This window comes from Pontibacter sp. BAB1700 (assembly GCF_000277005.1).
GTDB classification, from domain to species: domain Bacteria; phylum Bacteroidota; class Bacteroidia; order Cytophagales; family Hymenobacteraceae; genus Pontibacter; species Pontibacter lucknowensis.
Map to the genome: position 1 here is coordinate 1 of NZ_AKIS01000047.1, position 17618 is coordinate 17618.

Here is a 17618-nt window from a genome sequence, read left to right on the forward strand (position 1 = left end):
CTTGTTATTTTCCATGGGTATATAGTTTAGTTTTTTTAAGGTTCTTACAGGTAAATCATGGCCTGCAGCGTGATTTCCGGACGGTACTTCAGGTTATTCAGGTTGGTAAAATCCGGACGGTTGCGGTAGTTGAGCGTAAGTTTGGAGTGATGTCCTTCAAGCAAGAGGTTCGCACCAAGGTCAAGCACTTTCACAGGCACTTTTTCGCCCCGGCTGTTCTGCACGCCATCCAGACTGCCGTAGCTATAGGCGGCATAGGGCTGTAGACGGGCTTTTTCAGTTATTAAGTCTTTGGGCAGTAAGTAGCCTACCTGACCGTACAGGATGTCGCCTGTGCCGATGGTCGGGAATGCATTACCGCGCAGGCCACCGCCACCCTGTGCTGGGTTCATGATGCCGATGTTGCGCACGTTGTCTCTGCCGAAATCGTAGTTATAGTACACGCCATAGGCTGTCAGAGCGGTATTTTGTTCGGTATTGAGCGGTAGGTCCAGAAAGGCATCTACGCCAAACAGGTTGATGTTTTCTTTTTCTACAATAAATCCGTTGATGGTATTCTGCTCACGCCACATGCCATCTTTGTTGTGCATGAAGCCGGCACCGATGTTAAACACACGCTTGGTGCCCAAATACGTGCCTACCATGAACGGCAACAGGTTAGACTCCTGGTCCAGGAACTGCCAGTTGAAATAGCCCTGGTATACCTTGTTGTTGTTCTGCGGATTGTAATTGGCTGCCGGCCCGATCGCCTCTGCCGTATTGGTCAGAAAGGGGTCGTTGACGGCCACACGGTAATCCAGTTTGCCGAGTTTACCTTTGGCATACACGCCCAGCATACGGGCGAACTGGTCAGCGGCATCAATGGTGGCCCAGTTGAAGATAGGCGCATCGATGGTCATGAAGTTGAGGGTGCTGGCATTTGACATCCGCGAGATGCCGTTCCAGTAATGCAGACCCGCCCCGATTGAAAGCGCCTTGTCGAACACCTTGTATTCCGTCCAGGCATCGTGAATAAAAATCTGCGGCTTCTTACCATCCAACGCTGGGTTCACGCCGCCACTAATCGCATTCTGGTTGTTAATACCAAAGTGTAACAACACCAGAAAACGCGGTGAGATCTGGGAGTAGGTAAGGAAGCGGGAACGGCGCAAACCAAAGTCCAGGGTATTGTCAACCGGTTCGCCATTGCGAATGGTACCCGAGTTGTGCTCGTTATACCTGACCCATACCTGATGCCAGGTGATGAATCGGATGTACTTAGACCCGTCTTCGTTAATAGGCAGCTTGATACCAGCGCCATACTCTGTGGAGCCCTGTGCAGACGCACTCCTCCCGACACAGCAAAGCACCAGCCCTGCTGCTACATATAGTAACAGTTTTTTCATTTGGAATACTAAATGTTAAGGTGAAGAGAGGTCAGCTGTTTCCCCGAATTCTTTATCTATTTTAAGGAAGATTTATGAAAAAGGGTAAAGAGGTGTATATATTTGGTAAGTTGATATACATTAGTCTTTAAACCGCTTCCACTTGATCATCATGTACTTGTCACCAAGCTCGGTGATCATCATACCGGCGCCTTTCAGGTTAGCGCTGTTTTTCATGTGCTCCACCAGTTCAGCATGGTTCAGAATCTTGTAGGTGGGATGATATTCTGTTTGCTCCGGGGCCTTGATCTTGTACTTCCGCACCCAGTTCATGATAGAAACGTGGCTCACGCCCAGAATGCGCTCAATCTCACGGTAGCTTATACCTTCAATGTAGAGCTGCAGCGCCTTGGTTACATAGTAGCTGTCTATGCCTTTCCCGAGCTTGTTCACGGTGAAATAATAACCGCACTTCTTGCAGCGGTAGCGCTGTCGATCATTGATGATGCCACTTTTTACGACTTCCAAAGCATTACATTTCGGGCAGATCGGGTTTTTCATAACAGCCTCAGGTATAGCTAAAAAACAACTATACCAATTTAGCATAACTATAACAAATTAGCAATAATGCTTTAGAAACTATTTTTATCAGTATCAGCAGGTTATGCGTGTATAAACATCAGTCGGTTTCTATACCTCAGTGTTATTAACGAAAAAGCCCTGCCACATGGGCAGGGCTCTAGCATCGTGTATGTAAACGATGAACCAAAACTACATGTCCCGCACGGACACAATTACTTCGTCAAATTTATCGGTATTGTTCAGAAACCAGGCAATTTTGCTTCCCACTTCTTCTGGGGAGGCCAGTTCACCTTGTTCCTTGTAATCTCTAAACCGCTGCACATTGCTAAACTTAGCAGCATCGCTCTCCCGGATGTGCTCCTGCATAGCGGTATCTACTACACCCGGCGACAGGGCGTATACCCGCACGTCTGAAGCCCGCACATGCTGCTCCTGCTGTATCGTCTGCGACAGCATGTCAATGGCAGCCTTAGAGGCGCAATAACTCGCCCAACCATCTATCGGATATTTGCCTGCTCCGGAGCTGATATTCACGATCACTTTCGGAATCTGTAGCGACTGGTATACCTGCAGGAAGGTATTCATCAGCATGGCCGGCACGATCACGTTCACATCGAACACAAACTCGAAACGCTCGTTCGGCATTCCTTCCCCCACATAACCTATGTCACCCAGCACGCCCGCATTGTTGATCAATACAAGCCGTTCGGCATCTTTAAATGGTACAAACACCTTATGCAGGTTATGCTCCACGGCAGGTATATCCGAGAAGTCGAGCGGCTGGTGGCGGTAGTTCTTGTGCTGGATGGTGCTATTGCGGCAAACGCCAATCACAAAATTGTTCTCGTCCTGCAGCAGTTCCTCGGCGATGGCCTTGCCTATACCTTTGCTCGTTCCGGTGATGATGTAGTAGTTCATGGGAGTTTAGGGGTTAACAGTGACTCTTCAGATTACGGATAGGGCTTGGGTGGGGATACTTTAATTCGGGTACTGCTCCCGATGCATCTCCCTATAAAGGCTCTCTATTGTATTTTGGCCGATTCTCTCGGATAACAGGCTATCCATTTTGAGGTTGTAGCAACTGAAGTAAGGGTATCCCAAATCACCTGTATAGATAGTTTCGATCCCATATTCCTCCTCTATTTGCCTGTAAAATGTATAAGGAAATCTATTTTGATCCATTTCGAGACCGCTTGGGAAATACATTTTGACAGCACCTTTTGCGTAGTCTGCTTCTGCCTTCGCGGCGGCCGACTCACAGCTATCCACAATTTTATAGAATAGTCTTAATTCCTTTAGATGTTTCGAAGTGGACATATCTAACAGGAGAAAGTAGGACAAAACAGTACCCAAAACCAAAAAAAGTGTCAGGACAGCTGCAAGCTGAGCAAATTGGGTTCTTTTCATACATCAATCGCTTTACTGAATATAGCGAACTCGCTTTAAACAAAAAAGCTGGCGCCTCTGCTTTTACAGAAACGCCAGCTTTCGCGAGTGCTAAAGCAATCTTAATATAAGAGGCATAGAAAATCTTGTTGTGCCTGCCACCTCCAAAAGCCTGTGCATGAATCGGAAAGGTCGCGACCCGATACCATCAACTTAAGCCGTATTTGTCATTTCGACCGAAGGGAGAAATCTGAAATATTGCTCAGGCTCTGATAGAATCCAGATCTCTCCTTTCGTCGAGATGACAGGTTGGAGGAGATATTCAAAACGTTAACGACATTAGGTCACACCCCATCCCTACAAAGCTATACATAGTAATTCCTAAACTCTCAAACTCCTCAACTCTAAAGAATATACTGACTCAGATCGCGGTTCTTCACCATATCCGATAGTCTTTCGAGCACCATCTCGCGGTTTACCACAATGTGGGCGTTGGCACCGATCTTATCCGGGACGTCGAAGAGGATGTCGTTGAGCAGACGACTCATAACGGTATGCAGACGACGGGCACCGATATTCTCTACCTCTGAGTTTACCTCGTAGGCAATGTTGGCGATTTCATCTAATGCTTCGTCAGCAAAGCTGAGCTCTACGTCCTCCGCTTTCAGAAGCGCTTCATACTGCTTGGTCAGTGCATTCTTCGGGAACTTCAGGATCTGGTAGAAGTCGTCCTTGGTCAGGCTCTGCAGCTCCACACGAATCGGGAAGCGACCCTGCAACTCAGGTATAAGGTCCGACGGTTTGGCCACATGGAAAGCACCGGCAGCGATGAAAAGGATATGATCTGTGTTGATCACACCATACTTGGTGTTCACCGTGGAGCCTTCTACAATTGGCAGTAGGTCACGCTGCACACCTTCGCGGCTCACATCCGGACCGCTGCCTTTGCTACTCGAGCTAGCCACTTTGTCAATCTCATCTATGAAGATCACGCCGGAGTTTTCCGCTTTGAAGATCGCTTCTTCCTTCACCTCGTCCATGTCGATGAGCTTGGCTGCTTCCTCATCCAGCAAGATCTTACGGGCCTCAGCGATGGTCACTTTGCGCTTCTTGGTCTTCTTGGGCATCATGCCGCTGATCATCTCCTGGATGTTCATCATGGAAGCCTCGTCCATACCTGGCCCCATCGCACCTATACCTGGCATGGCGCTCTGCTGAATGCGGATCTCGATCTTACGGTCTTCGAGTTCGCCGTTGCGGATCTTCTCTCTGAATTTCTCACGGGTGCGCTCGTTCAGTTCATAGTCATTGTCGGGCATGCCGTTTGACTCGGAGGTACTCGAGAAGCTTGGCGTAGCACGGCCACCTTGTATTGGAGGAATCAGTGCATCGAGGATAATATCTTCAACGGCCTCGGCTGCTTTCTGCTTCACCTCTTCCTTTTTCCTGGTCTTCACCATGTTCACCGACTGTTCTACCAGGTCACGCACCATGCTCTCTACGTCGCGGCCCACATAGCCTACTTCCGTGAATTTTGAAGCTTCCACTTTGGTGAATGGTGCATCCGCAATCTTGGCCAGACGACGGGCGATCTCGGTTTTACCTACACCCGTTGCACCGATCATCAGGATATTGTTGGGCACAATCTCGCGACGGATATTCTCGTCAGCGTTCATACGGCGCCAACGGTTACGCAGCGCAATGGCCACATTTCGTTTAGCGTCTTTCTGCCCGATGATATATTTATCCAGCTCCTCAACAATCTGGGCTGGTGTTAAATGCTCTATTGAATCTAACATGTTCTATACTTAAAATTTATAAAACTGGCAGCTGAACACATAGTACCAACTGCCTTAATCTTTACTCTTACGTTTCAGAAAGGTGCCTGTATCAGTGCTGAGCGTAATATAATGCGTGCCGCCCGACGGATGAAAAAAGGCGCTTCCGTAATTCAACTCGAAGGCCCGAACCCGTAGCATAGCTCCTACTGAGAAGCCGGCACCTCCAGCATTGCTGTCAAGCCGAAGCTCTTTGCGCCGCAAATGGTTATACCCGGCCCGCACCTGAAAGTTTTTGCTGAATATGAACTCTGTGCCTACCACAAAATGCCGTGCAATCTGGTCACCGACCTTTTTCTCCTCCTCCACCTCGTTGCCATTGGCGTCAAGTCGACCTGTAGAGTTAGGGTCCAGGTATACAACGTCAAACTTGTACAGGTGGTGTGCGGTGAGCGACAAACGAACCGGCATGTGCTCCGGTTTATAGCTGGCACCTAGCTGCACGTCAAAAGGCATCGCCTGCCGGTCGGCTCCTGTGAAGGAGCGCACCTGGTAACCGATATTCTTAAAGGCCATTCCTATACTCAGGTCGTGCTCGGGGTGCTGAAAAGCGCCGCCCACATCGGCCAGTATACCTACCGCCTTATCGCCTGCCATACTAGAGACAGCTACTTTGGCGGTAGCGCCCACTGTAAAAGCCTCTGCTTGCCGCGAGTGACTTATGCCCAGGGTATAGTCGTTGACCGAAAAGCTGCCTTCTTCCATACCCGTGTGATCGCGTTGCACAAAATCACCATAGTTCAGGTAATTCAGACTCGCAGCCCAGCGGCCATACCTGCTTGTGTTGAAGGCATAAGCCAGGTTACTCTGCTTGATGTCCGCCAGGTAGCCCACATAGCTCAGGGATAGCTGACGGTCCATGGCTTCGTTCAGTAAAGCGGGATTCGAAGCCACCATGTTCACATCATGCCCCGGCGCACTCACGTTCACACCGCCTAAGGCTGCCACCCGCGCATTGCCGGGCAATTGCAAAAAAGGAAACCCGCGCTGCCCACCTACCTGCGCCCAACCACTGAGCGGAAAGCCTAGGAGCACAGCAAGTAAAAAGGCAGCGGCCAGCTTCATGACTTAGTCTTCGCTCCTACCATTCTCCGTTACCACCAGCTTCAGCGGATGCTTTACCTTCTGCTTGAGCAAGGCAATCTGCACCACCTCATCCACACGATCTACATAGTGGATATGCAGGCCTTTGATGTACTGCTCCGGTATCTCGCTAATGTCTTTGCGGTTTTTCTGACACAGAATAATATCCGTTATACCTGCTCTTTTTGCAGCCAGAATCTTCTCTTTGATGCCACCCACCGGCAACACCTTGCCACGCAGCGTGATCTCTCCCGTCATAGCCAGACGCGATTTCACTTTGCGCTGCGTGAACACAGAGGCAATGGAGGTGAAAATGGCTATACCTGCCGAAGGACCGTCTTTCGGCACAGCGCCTTCCGGAAAGTGAATGTGCAGGTCGTATTGGTCGAACAGACGGTAGTCGATCTCCAGCAGCTCGGCATGGGCTTTCAAGTATGAGATCGCCGTCATCGCAGACTCTTTCATTACATCGCCCAGCTGGCCAGATAAGGTAAGCTTGCCTTTGCCTTTGCTCAGGATGGACTCGATAAACAGGATGTCGCCGCCTACCGAGGTCCAGGCCAGGCCCGTTACCACACCGGCTGTATCGATGTCCTGGTAGATTTCTTTGTCGAAAGTCTCCGGGCCCAGAATCTTTACCACATCATCTGGCTTGATTGAAGGAGTATATTCCTCTTCCATCGCCTTCTGCTTGGCCGTGTTGCGTATTACCTGTCCGATCTTGCGCTCCAGGCTTCGCACACCCGACTCGCGGGTATAGTCGTCAATCACTTTCTGGATGGTGGCTTTCGACATTTTCACGTCTTCCTCCTCCAGTCCGTGCTCCTTCACCTGCTTCGGTACGAGGTGGCGCTTCGCAATCTCAGTTTTCTCCTCCAGGGTATAGCCAGTCAGCTCGATAATCTCCATACGGTCGCGCAGGGCAGGCTGAATGGTGTCCAAAGAGTTGGCGGTGGCAATGAAGAGCACCTTGGAGAGGTCGTACTCCACATCCAGGTAATTGTCCATGAAGGTATGGTTCTGCTCCGGATCCAGCACCTCCAGCAAGGCGGAAGACGGGTCGCCACGGAAGTCAGAGGCCAGTTTATCGATCTCGTCGAGGATAATCACCGGGTTGGAAGAGCCTACTTTTTTGATCTGGCTGATGATCTTGCCCGGCATGGCTCCCACGTAGGTACGGCGGTGTCCGCGGATCTCGGCCTCGTCGCGCACGCCACCCAGTGACATTCTGACATATTTACGTCCCAGCGCCGTGGCTATCGAACGGCCAAGAGAGGTTTTACCCACACCCGGAGGTCCGTACAGGCACAGAATCGGCGCTTTCATGTCTTTTTTCAGCTTGAGTACAGCCAGGTACTCTATGATGCGCTCCTTTACTTTCTCCAAACCGTAGTGGTCGGCGTCCAGTATCTTCTTGGTGCGCTTCAGGTTAAAGTTGTCTTTGGTGGTCTCGTCCCAGGGCAGGTCCAGTAGAAACTCCAGGTAGTTGACCGCCACCGGATATTCAGCTGCCTGTGGGTTGAGGCGGGCCAACCGCTCAATCTCTTTGTTAAAGTGCTTGGCAATCTGCTCTGGCCATTTCTTTTTCATGGCACGCTCCCTGAATCGCTCGATCTCCTGATCAGGTCCCTCCTGCCCCAGTTCATCCTGCAGCACTTTGATCTGCTGTCGCAGGAAATAGTCGCGTTGCTGCTGGTCAATGTCGGTGTGTACTTTGGTATGAATCTCCTGCTTAAGCTCCAATAACTGAATCTCGCGCAGCATGATCTCAAGGAGTTGCGTACCGCGTTCCACGCCGTCGTTTACTTCCAGAAGCTTCTGTTTCTGAGCTACGTCCACGTTTAGATTGCTCGACAGGAAGTGTGTCAGGAAACTAGGGCTGTCAATGTTATCCAGGGCAACCTGCGCCTCCTGCGGGATCTCAGGGTTCAGCTTGAGCATTTTGGCGGCAGCGTCTTTCAGCGAGTGCACCAGCGCCTTCACTTCTTTGCTCTTCTTGTTCGGGAAGGTGTCTTTGCAGTAGCTCACCTTGGCAGACAGGTAGGGGTCTTCCTGCGTCACTTCATCAATCTTGAAACGACTCTGACCCTGAATGATAATGGTCGTGTTGCCATCCGGCAATACCAGCATTTTCAGGATCTTGGCCATGGTACCGATGTCGTACAGGTCTTCAGCCGTAGGATCGTCGCTGTTGGTGTTGCGCTGCGCCACTACCCCGATGATCTTATCGCCTTTATGGGCTTTGCGCACCAGGCGCACCGATTTTTTGCGGCTAACGGTAATTGGCAATACCACGCCCGGAAACAATACTGTATTGCGCACCGCCAGAATCGGCAGCTCGCCCGGCATATCTTCCGGCAGCATTTCTTCGTCAGGGTCTGTGGTGATTACCGGAATCAGATCGTCGCTATCGTCTATCGACATGTTTCCGATTAAAAGATGGTTGAGAAAGTTCTTCAGTGTATAGTTCATAGGTTGTATCAGTGCCAAATTGACATAAAGATAGTGGAAATTCCGCTTTATGCCCGTGGAGTGTATAATAGTCAAGAGCTGTGCCAAGTGCGCCCGCCCGCTCAAATTGTCGCACTGGCAGCAGCGTTGGCACTTATTCACAAAATATAAGGGATAATTAATAAATCGTTTCAGAACATAGGCTAAAAAATAATATCTTTGGTTTCAGGTATCATGCTCTGTGCCGATGAAACGACTTATTACTCCTGCTTTCACCCTGCTGCTCTTGCTGGCTCCACTCCTGTGCGTAGGTCAGCTGAAGCATACGCCATTGCAAGACGGACCTGATGTGAAGGTGAATAAAAAGGCTCCGAACCAGGAGATGCACCTGGAATTCCCCAACCTCAACAAGATCACCTTCTACAAGGATTCCAAGAAGCTTTCGGAAATACAGCGCCTGGAGAGACGCAAGCAATACGGGCAGGCACTGCCGCTACTGGAGCGCTACGTGCGCAATTTTGGTATTCAGAACTTCTACAAGGATACGAATCTACTTTGGAGGCTGGGTCAACTTTACGAGCGCCAGGGCATGATGGACCAGGCCATGGAGGTCTACCGCCTCGTGCTCAAGCACCACCGCAGCGACGTGCGTCAGGTGCAGTCTTACTACGATTCGTTGGAGCAAAACACCAAAGACTACTATGTCCCGCTGAGTTACTATTATGAACTGGTGGAGTACCGCAAGTCCATCTCGACTTACCAGCCACCACGTGGGGTATACCTGAACATGGGCAACAGCATCAACTCGCCTTACGAAGACTATGGCCCTACCCTTAGTGCCGACAACAATAAGCTCATCTTCACCTCAAAGCGTACTTTCCAGGGTATAGAGAGTAAGCCAAACGAAGACCTGTACTATTCTGATAACAGCAACGGTTACTGGACAGAAGCACAGTCATTTGGCAAGCCGATCAACAGCATTTACAACGAAGGCTCCGCCACACTTACCCGTGATGGAAAGACACTGTACTTCGCCCGCTGTGAGTCACCGGACGGCTTTGGCAATTGCGACATTTACAAGGCTACCCTTCAGCCCGACGGCAGCTGGCACGAGATCGAGAACCTGGGGCCTAACGTGAACAGCCCGGCCTGGGACTCCCAGCCGACTCTTTCGCCTAACGAGGACACACTCTACTTCGCCTCCGACCGCCTGGGTGGCTTTGGACTTTCTGACATTTACTTTACACATAAGCTGAAGAACGGAGCTTGGGCGCCGGCGCAGAATATGGGGCCTGTTATCAACACACGCCAGAGTGAGGTGAGTCCTTTCTATCATCCAAAGTATAAAGTCCTCTACTTCAGCTCCCGCGGTCAGCTGTTTAACTTCGGAGATTTCGATATCTACAAGACTATCTGGTAGGAGGCAAGTGGCAGGAGCCGCGCAATATTGGCCCACTCGTGAATGGGCGTGGCAGCGAATACTACTTCACCATCGACTCACAGTCGCAGAACCTGTACTATGCCCGTTCCGAAGAAAGCGACATCAAGAATCTGGAACTTTACTCTTTCCCACTGCCGATGGAAGCGCATCCGCTGGCCGTTACGAAAGTAGAAGGTGTCTTGCGCGATTCTGTTTCCAACAAACCACTTTCGGGTATCATTTCCATCATCGACCTGGATAACGGTATCGAGATCTCCTCGAAGTACATTCGCCCTGACGGCTCCTTCGCCTTCAACCTGATTGACAACTCCAGGTATATGATGATCATTCAGAGCCCGGATTTCTTCACCATTGAACGGGAGCTGGCTTTGCAACAGGATACTTCCCTGCAGATCATGACTAAAGTGATCGACCACAGCATCCCGATGGTATTCCGCAACATTGAGTTTGAGCCGAATGAATCGAACATTACACCGGAGATGCACCCGATATTGGACGAAGTGGCTTACTACCTGGCCGAAAACCCAAGCTACCGACTTGAGATCTCTGGCCATACCGACAGCGCCGGTGATCCTGAGTTCAACCAGATCCTATCGAAGGACCGGGCTGACGCCATCATGATGTACATTCAGCACAAAGTGCGCATCGACGATGGCCGGATTGATGCCTATGGTTACGGAAGCAGCAAACCGCTGCGTGAAGAGAGAACGGAGGAAGATCGCCGCATTAATCGACGCGTAGAGTTCAGGCTTATAAAACCAGTACTGCAGGGACGAGGTATAGGAAAGTAGTTTACCTCGATCCCCATACCCTATGCCTTTTACCGCCGCGCATCCCGCAGCCATACTTCCTTTGCTTAAGCACCGCCGCTGGTTTTCAGCCACTGGTCTGATCACAGGCAGCATCGCACCGGATTTTCAGTACTTCCTGTTACTCCCCCTTTTCAAGCACAGCGGCCATACATTGGAAGGCTTGCTGTTTTTTAATCTGCCTGTTGCGCTGGCCATTGCGACTGTCTTTCACCTGATCGTGCGCCGGCCCGCTGTAGCACACCTCCCCGATTGGCTGAAACGCCGCGCCCTGGCTGTAGCACAGCTCAACTGGATTGCCTATCTAAAGGAGCATTGGTTTGTGTTTGCAACGTCGGTTATCATCGGCGCAGCTTCGCACATCTTCTGGGATAGCTTTACGCACGAAACAGGTTACTTCGCAAGTCGGTGGCCTCTGTTGACTAGCATGGTGCATGTGATGGGTCAGGAGATCATGCTTTGTCGGATCGTACAGCATAGCAGCACTTTGGTTGGAGGCTTCCTTATCCTGCTCTATACCAGGCGCCAGCCAACAGTGGCTATACCTAACAAGGTAAGTCAGCAGCAAAAGCTCTTGTTCTGGACAGGTATAGCAGTGGCGGGCATTGCCTTTATGGGCTATGCACTTTACGCCAGCGCCTTTATGCGCTCCATGATGGGGGTGGTTGTTTCCTTTCTGACAGGCTCTATGCTGGCCACAGTCTTCATCAGCACCCTGGCGCAGCTGAAGTGGCTCAGGCAGCGAACTTAGAATGACATTTTGCGGGTGCCGTCGTTCTTCTGAAAGAGACTGCTGTTGACCTTTCCTTTGTAGTCCAGGTTCACGATGTTCATCTGATCGTTGAAAAGCTCGTGCAGTACGACATTGCGCACATAGAGGTGCGTGAGGTTTTGCGTCTTCACAGGCACTTCCAAGTATACCCACACCACATCAGCCTCTTGCTCTGCGCCAACAAATGTATGGCTCAACGGCTTGCCCTTCTCTAGTTCAAAAGAGAGTGTGGCTCCTATGTATTCCTGCACCAACTGCTGCACCTGCGGCGACTGGCTATAGGTTACTTTTGATTTGCTTTTCTGAGACAGTGCGTTTTCCAGGTCATCCATAAACACCTTCACGGCCACCTCCAGGCTTTGCGTGCGCGGGTTGTACCGGGCGTCGGTAATGCTGGCGTGGTAGTCGTGGGCGTGGGCGGTGAGGCTCGTAAAGCTGAGCATCAATACCACCAGAATGATTCGGAACATACTTATTTCTGGGCTTGCGGAAGGTCGGCCAGCACACGCTTTGCCATGTTCGGCATGTTGTCGCTCACGATGCGCTGCACGTCATTCATGTTCGACTGATAAGGTACTTTCACCTTGTTGCCTGACACGAGCTCTCCCTTGCTGTCATAGATTGAGTAATGAACCAGGAAATCGCGCTCGTAGTTCCAGCTGGCGCGGTCAAGGCAGTTCTCGTAATTGGTCTTCACTTCAAACTGATTGATGAACACGTAGTAGTCGATGCCATACTGCCCGTTGAAATGCGAGAAGAATTTCGGATCCTTCACTTTCACACCGAAGTGCTTGTTCTCGTCCTGTGCAACAGGCACGGTGGCCGGCTGTCCGCCTCTAATGTTTACTTTCTCTTTCTGGCGTTTCACCCAATCCAATGCGTTTTCACGCTCTTTGGCTTTTACCGTAGGTTGGTGGTTGTAGCGCGATTGCTTGTTGTCCTGGTAGCCGTAGCTCAACGACTTGTACAAAGTGCTCAGTTCGCTCACGCTGTCACGATACACGCCCCCCAGTAGGTTGATTGTTTCATAACCTTCCGGTGCCAGCATCGCATTCAATCTGCCACGGAAAACGTGGCGCACGTTCTGGCGGGGGATTTTGGAATGACGGGCAATCTCATCGTCAGCGTCTGAAAAGTACAGGTATGGATCAAACGGCACTACCAGGATGCGCTGCTTTACCTTGCTCTCCAGTGTAGGCAGTGTAGAGGCCGAGGCTGAGGTACTTGCCTGCGTGCGGGCCGGGCCTGTCGGATTAGCTGTGCCGGTTGCTCTTGCTGACTGTGCAGGCGGGGTAGCGGCTGATTTGGCAGCTTGTGTCTGCGGTGTTGCCTGGGCTTTGGCGACAGGCTGCTTGGCTGGTGTAGCCGGTGTGTTGGCAGCGGTGCTCGCCGTTTTTACAGCTGGGGCTGGTGCTTTCGCGGCGTTGCTCTGCTGGCTGCTGGCTGGCGCAGGCTTGGCGGCAACTGTTTTAGCTTTCGCCCGGCGGTTCGTCAGGTATAGCGTCTGCCCCATGTTCAGCTGCGTGCCGTTCCACTTCTTCAGCGAGTCAAGCGGGATGTTAAATCGGCGCGATAGGCTGTAGTACGTGTCGCCCTGCTGCACCAAATAGGTGGTGTCAGCTGTGGAAGCTTGCCGGGGTATAGAAAAAGCCGATGCTACTGGTGTAGCACCGGCTTGATTAAATGCAAATAGAACAAAAAGAATGGCAATAGTTAGGAGGCTCTTCACGATGGCTTTCATAAAAGAATCTTTGGTTAGAAGATTATCTTGAATACATCGTTAAATATAGCAAAAGCCATTAAGCCCAACAATAAAACCATACCCACTTTTTGAGCGTTCTCTAAAAAATTATCCGAAGGCTTGCGGCCGCTGATCATCTCGTATGTCAAAAATACAACGTGGCCACCGTCCAGCGCAGGTATAGGCAGGAAGTTCATAAAGGCCAGCACCATCGACAGCATACCTGTGATCGACCAGAACTTGTACCAGTTGAAGGTGTCGCCGAAGATCTGAGCTATACCTATTGGCCCACTCAATGATTTAGAAGCCGACACCTCGCCTCTGAATATCTTGCCGAAACCCTTTAGGTTGGCCGTGATTACACCAAAGGCCTGGTTGGTGCCACGCGGAATAGACTCACCCAGGCTGAAGTCGCGGGTGGCGTACTCCAGCAGCGGCTTCTGATAAAAGCCCAGCGTGCCGTCTTCGTTTACAGTAGCTTTCAGGGCCACAATCTCGTCATTACGCTCTACCTCGATGTTCACAGGCTTACCTGCATACTTCTGCATCGCCGCCTGGAAGTCGCTGAAGAATAAGGTACTCTCGCCGTTTACAGACTTGATATAGTCTCCTGCTTTCAGACCAGCTTTGTCAGCGTTGCTGTTGGGCTCCACCTGACCTACCATGAACGGCTCTCGTGGCTGGATGAACACCATGCGCTCCTTGTTGTCGGCCATGCGGTCCATAAAATCGGCAGGTATAGGTATATCCACCTGGCTGCCGTTGCGCTCTACAGTATAGAAAGAACCACGATCCAGCAGCATATCCATGGAATACACATCGTTGAAGTTCTCCAACGGACGGCCATTCAGCGCTACGATCTTATCGCCAGGCTGGAAACCGAGCTCCTGGCCCAACTGATTTGGCTGTACGCCATACTTCACTTCGCTAGCTGGCAGGTATGTTTCGCCATAGTAATAGTTCAGGGCAATGAAAATAACAATACCCGTGATCACATTCACGATAATACCACCCATCATCACGATCAGACGCTGCCAGGCTGGCTTAGCTCTAAACTCGTACGGCTCCGGGTCTTTTTTGAGCGCCTCTGTGTCCAGCGACTCGTCTACCATACCTGTAATCTTCACGAAACCTCCCAGTGGGATAGCGCCCACCATATACTCCGTTTCGCCTATTTTCTTACTAAATACTTTTGGTGGGAAACCGATAGCGTACTTCTCTACACGCATGCCAAACCATTTGGCAGTCAACATGTGTCCCAGCTCGTGCAATCCAACCAGTATTGTCAGGCCCAAAAGGAGCTGGCCCACCATTATTAAAATATCCATTTAAAAGAAATAAATTTAGAATCGATGATCATGACAAAAGATAAACGCCTGACAGCAGCTCTTAAAGGCTCAGTTTGCCAACTACTCCAGCGGCATAAGTGCGTGTCTCTCTGTCTGTTGTAACATAGTCTTCGTAAGAAGGATTCGCAATATACGTAACTTTTGCCATACTGCTCTCGATGATGTCGGACATCTCCAGGAAGCCAACCTCCTCACGCAGGAAGGCCTCTACTGCGATTTCGTTGGCTGCATTGAGGATACAGGGCATATTGCCACCACGTTCCATTGCCTCAAAAGCCAGCTGCAGGTTACGGAAAGTCTCCAGGTCAGGCTGCTCGAAGGTAAGCTGCGGATAGTCCAGAAAGCTGAAGCGCGGGAAGTCGTTCTTCAACCTGTTCGGGTAGCCCAGCGCATACTGGATTGGCAGTTTCATGTCCGGCAGTCCGAGCTGCGCCTTGATGGAGCCGTCCTCGAACTGTACCAGCGAATGGATGATGGACTGCGGATGCACCACCACCTCGATCTGCTCGTTCTTCAGCCCGAAAAGCCACTTCGCCTCGATCACCTCCAGCCCTTTGTTCATCAGCGATGCCGAGTCAATGGTGATCTTGGCGCCCATTTCCCAGTTGGGATGCTTGAGTGCCTGCGCCCGGGTCACCTGGCGCAGCTCGTCGGCTTTGCGGCCACGGAAGGGACCACCCGAGGCAGTCAGGATGATTTTCTCAATCGGGTTTTGGAACTCGCCTGCCAGGCACTGGAAAATAGCACTGTGCTCAGAGTCTACCGGGTAAATGTTCACGCCCTGCTGACGGGCCAGGTCGGTGATCAGCTGCCCGGCCACTACCAGCGTTTCTTTGTTAGCCAGGGCGATCTCTTTGCCGGCTTTGATGGCGCGGATGGTTGGCTGCAATCCGGCATAGCCTACCATGGCAGTGAGTACCGTGTCCACTGTTCCCATCTCTACAACAGAGTTGAGCGCAGTAGCACCGGCGTATACCTTGATATCCTCGTGCTGCAGGGCATCGCGCACCTGCTCGTAATGGGCTTCATTGGCGATCACGACCACATTTGGCTTAAAGGCCAGCGCCTGAGCTATCAGCAGATCGGCATTATTGTTGGCGGTAATGACCTCCAGTTCAAAACTATCAGGATTGGCCCCGATCACCTCCAGGGCCTGCGTGCCGATGGAGCCTGTGGAGCCAAGTATGGCAATTCGTTTCATTCGTTTGTTTTAGTAGTAAGGGCACCTGCCGACTCGATCAGGCCTTCGGCCAGTTTGCGGTCGTTGCTCAGGCGCGGCACTTTGTTCTGCCCACCCAGCTTGCCCTGCGACTTCATGTAGTGCCGGAACGTACCTTGCGGCAGCGCCTGATCTTCAGGTCAGCCAGAATATGGCCTGTGATCAGGTCGTCGTAATAAGTATTCAGTTTCTGCAGTTGTGAGTTCAGTTCCTTTTCAAATGCTTCCATGTTGGCAGGAGGTATAGAAAACTCTACAAACCACTCGTGAAAAGACTGTCCCTTATCCTGACTCACATAGGGCGCCACCGTGAACTCAACCAGCTCCACCATGGAGTAGCTTTGCATCGTGCGCTGCATCGCCTTCTCCACCTCCTCGCCTATCACGTGCTCGCCAAAAGCTGAGATATAGTGTTTGATGCGGCCACTCACGATCAGCTTGTAAGGCTTCACGGATGTGAACTTCACAGTATCGCCTATGGAGTAAGCCCATAAGCCGGCATTGCTGCTGACAACCAATGCATAGTTCACGCCCGGTTCCACTTCGCCTATGGTCAGGCGGGTCGGGTTTTCGTTGAAGTACTCATCGGTCGGTATGAACTCAAAGAAGATGCCCGCGTTCAGCAACAGCAACAGCCCTTTGTCGTGCTGCTCGTTCTGGTAAGCGAAAAACCCTTCGGAAGCCGGAAATGTTTCGACTGAATCAATCTCGCGACCGATCGACTCGAACAGTTTTTTGCGGTAAGGCTCAAAATTCACGCCACCATACACAAAGAGCGAGAAATTCGGGAAAATATCCTTAATCGGCTTCCCTGTCTGCCTCATCAGTTTGTCGAAGTACATTTGCACCCAGGGCGGTATACCTGAGATAAGCGTCATGTTCTGGTCGATCGTCTCTTCAATGATCTGATCGAGCTTAGTCTCCCAATCCTCGATGCAGTTGGTTTCGTAGCTCGGCAGTTGGTTGGTACGCAGGTAGCCAGGCACGTGGTGGTTCACGATACCCGACAAGCGCCCGGTATGAATCCCTCCTACCTCATCAAGCACCGGGCTGCCTGACAGGAAGATCATCTTGCCATCCAGAAAGCTGGAGTTGCCTGTTTCGTGGATGTAGGACAGCAGCGCGTCTTTCGCTCCGTTGATGTGGTTGGGTATAGAGTCTTTGGTGATCGGGATGTACTTGGTGCCCGAGGTGGTGCCGGATGTTTTGGCCAGATAGATCGGCTTGCCGGGCCACAGGATGTCGGGCTCGCCTTCTTTTACGCGGTTAAAGTAAGAGGCCAGTCCCTCATAGTCGCGCACGGGCACGGCTTTTACGAAGTCAGCGTGGGTCTTTATTTCAGAAAAATGATGAACGCGGCCAAAGGCGGTCTGCTGCGCTTTTTTGATGATCTTCTCAAAAACAGCTCGCTGCGCTTCTACCGGGTTCTGTATCCAGGACTGGTGTTTTTTGTGCACGTAAGCGGCCAGGGGCTTACTGAGCCATGCTTTCACACCCATATGGTTTTTCTTTTTTTAGAAGGGGTAAATATAGCCAGATAAACGGGCTTTGCCATAGTCGTTCACCATGTTTTACCCACATGTT

At 51.1% G+C, this 17618-nt stretch carries 14 protein-coding genes and 1 pseudogene; 3 read left to right on the forward strand and 12 right to left on the reverse strand.

The window, feature by feature from the left end:
- Positions 1-44: 44 nt before the first annotated feature.
- The 7 genes from O71_RS06245 to lon all read right to left on the reverse strand — a co-directional run bounded on the left by O71_RS06245 (position 45) and on the right by lon (position 8725).
- Complete coding sequence (locus O71_RS06245) at positions 45-1385, reverse strand: hypothetical protein (protein ID WP_007654452.1); 1341 nt, start codon at positions 1383-1385, stop codon at positions 45-47.
- Positions 1386-1505: 120 nt separating this feature from the next.
- Positions 1506-1925 (reverse strand): helix-turn-helix domain-containing protein, encoded by a 420-nt coding sequence (locus O71_RS06250; RefSeq protein ID WP_007654454.1) that lies wholly within the window; start codon positions 1923-1925, stop codon positions 1506-1508.
- A gap of 210 nt (positions 1926-2135) precedes the next feature.
- On the reverse strand, positions 2136-2864 hold the full coding sequence (locus O71_RS06255) for an SDR family NAD(P)-dependent oxidoreductase (RefSeq protein ID WP_007654456.1): 729 nt from the start codon (positions 2862-2864) through the stop codon (positions 2136-2138).
- A 60-nt stretch (positions 2865-2924) separates the two neighbouring features.
- Positions 2925-3353 (reverse strand): hypothetical protein, encoded by a 429-nt coding sequence (locus tag O71_RS06260; RefSeq protein ID WP_007654457.1) that lies wholly within the window; start codon positions 3351-3353, stop codon positions 2925-2927.
- Positions 3354-3736: 383 nt separating this feature from the next.
- Positions 3737-5131 carry an ATP-dependent protease ATPase subunit HslU gene (gene hslU / locus O71_RS06265; protein WP_007654458.1) on the reverse strand — a complete coding sequence of 465 codons (1395 nt, stop codon included), beginning with the start codon at positions 5129-5131 and terminating at the stop codon, positions 3737-3739.
- A gap of 54 nt (positions 5132-5185) precedes the next feature.
- Positions 5186-6235 carry a type IX secretion system protein PorQ gene (gene porQ / locus O71_RS06270; RefSeq protein ID WP_007654459.1) on the reverse strand — a complete coding sequence of 350 codons (1050 nt, stop codon included), beginning with the start codon at positions 6233-6235 and terminating at the stop codon, positions 5186-5188.
- A 3-nt stretch (positions 6236-6238) separates the two neighbouring features.
- Positions 6239-8725: an endopeptidase La gene (gene lon, locus O71_RS06275; protein ID WP_007654460.1), complete on the reverse strand. Its 2487-nt coding sequence runs from the start codon at positions 8723-8725 to the stop codon at positions 6239-6241.
- A gap of 226 nt (positions 8726-8951) precedes the next feature.
- Here lon and O71_RS25265 point away from each other — a divergent pair, with 226 nt between their 5' ends.
- The 3 genes from O71_RS25265 to O71_RS06285 are packed head-to-tail and all read left to right on the forward strand — an operon-like array spanning position 8952 to position 11705.
- Positions 8952-10124, forward strand: a complete 1173-nt coding sequence (locus tag O71_RS25265) for a PD40 domain-containing protein (RefSeq protein ID WP_051017711.1) — start codon at positions 8952-8954, stop codon at positions 10122-10124.
- 38 nt (positions 10125-10162) lie between these two features.
- Positions 10163-10936: an OmpA family protein gene (locus O71_RS25270; RefSeq protein ID WP_051017712.1), complete on the forward strand. Its 774-nt coding sequence runs from the start codon at positions 10163-10165 to the stop codon at positions 10934-10936.
- Positions 10937-10958: 22 nt separating this feature from the next.
- Positions 10959-11705 carry a DUF4184 family protein gene (locus O71_RS06285; protein WP_007654461.1) on the forward strand — a complete coding sequence of 249 codons (747 nt, stop codon included), beginning with the start codon at positions 10959-10961 and terminating at the stop codon, positions 11703-11705.
- On the opposite strand, the gene O71_RS06290 is transcribed toward O71_RS06285, so the two are convergent.
- From O71_RS06290 to O71_RS06310, 5 genes and pseudogenes are all read right to left on the reverse strand, one after another.
- Entirely contained in the window at positions 11702-12196 is a 495-nt protein-coding gene (locus O71_RS06290; protein WP_007654462.1) for a DUF6702 family protein, read from the reverse strand. The two genes, O71_RS06285 and O71_RS06290, sit on opposite strands and share 4 nt — an antisense overlap.
- Before the next feature lie 2 nt (positions 12197-12198).
- The gene (locus O71_RS06295; protein WP_007654463.1) at positions 12199-13467 is read right to left on the reverse strand and encodes a LysM peptidoglycan-binding domain-containing protein; all 1269 of its coding nucleotides are present in this window, start codon (positions 13465-13467) and stop codon (positions 12199-12201) included.
- Between the two features lie 14 nt (positions 13468-13481).
- Entirely contained in the window at positions 13482-14795 is a 1314-nt protein-coding gene (gene rseP / locus O71_RS06300; protein WP_040573823.1) for an RIP metalloprotease RseP, read from the reverse strand.
- Between the two features lie 61 nt (positions 14796-14856).
- A complete protein-coding gene (locus tag O71_RS06305) occupies positions 14857-16017 on the reverse strand; it encodes a 1-deoxy-D-xylulose-5-phosphate reductoisomerase (protein WP_007654465.1) in 1161 nt (386 codons plus the stop codon).
- Positions 16014-17533 (reverse strand): annotated as a pseudogene (locus tag O71_RS06310) (GH3 auxin-responsive promoter family protein). Before O71_RS06310 ends, O71_RS06305 begins: the two are co-directional and overlap by 4 nt.
- Positions 17534-17618 lie beyond the last annotated feature (85 nt).

Coding starts and splice junctions, on each gene's coding strand:
- lon (WP_007654460.1), bottom strand. CDS start 8,725: ATGAACTATACACTGAAGAACTTTCTCAACCATCTTTTAATCGGAAAC.
- O71_RS06290 (WP_007654462.1), bottom strand. CDS start 12,196: ATGTTCCGAATCATTCTGGTGGTATTGATGCTCAGCTTTACGAGCCTC.
- O71_RS06255 (WP_007654456.1), bottom strand. CDS start 2,864: ATGAACTACTACATCATCACCGGAACGAGCAAAGGTATAGGCAAGGCC.
- rseP (WP_040573823.1), bottom strand. CDS start 14,795: ATGGATATTTTAATAATGGTGGGCCAGCTCCTTTTGGGCCTGACAATA.
- O71_RS06245 (WP_007654452.1), bottom strand. CDS start 1,385: ATGAAAAAACTGTTACTATATGTAGCAGCAGGGCTGGTGCTTTGCTGT.
- O71_RS06285 (WP_007654461.1), top strand. CDS start 10,959: ATGCCTTTTACCGCCGCGCATCCCGCAGCCATACTTCCTTTGCTTAAG.
- porQ (WP_007654459.1), bottom strand. CDS start 6,235: ATGAAGCTGGCCGCTGCCTTTTTACTTGCTGTGCTCCTAGGCTTTCCG.
- O71_RS06250 (WP_007654454.1), bottom strand. CDS start 1,925: ATGAAAAACCCGATCTGCCCGAAATGTAATGCTTTGGAAGTCGTAAAA.
- O71_RS06305 (WP_007654465.1), bottom strand. CDS start 16,017: ATGAAACGAATTGCCATACTTGGCTCCACAGGCTCCATCGGCACGCAG.
- hslU (WP_007654458.1), bottom strand. CDS start 5,131: ATGTTAGATTCAATAGAGCATTTAACACCAGCCCAGATTGTTGAGGAG.
- O71_RS06295 (WP_007654463.1), bottom strand. CDS start 13,467: ATGAAAGCCATCGTGAAGAGCCTCCTAACTATTGCCATTCTTTTTGTT.
- O71_RS25265 (WP_051017711.1), top strand. CDS start 8,952: ATGAAACGACTTATTACTCCTGCTTTCACCCTGCTGCTCTTGCTGGCT.
- O71_RS06260 (WP_007654457.1), bottom strand. CDS start 3,353: ATGAAAAGAACCCAATTTGCTCAGCTTGCAGCTGTCCTGACACTTTTT.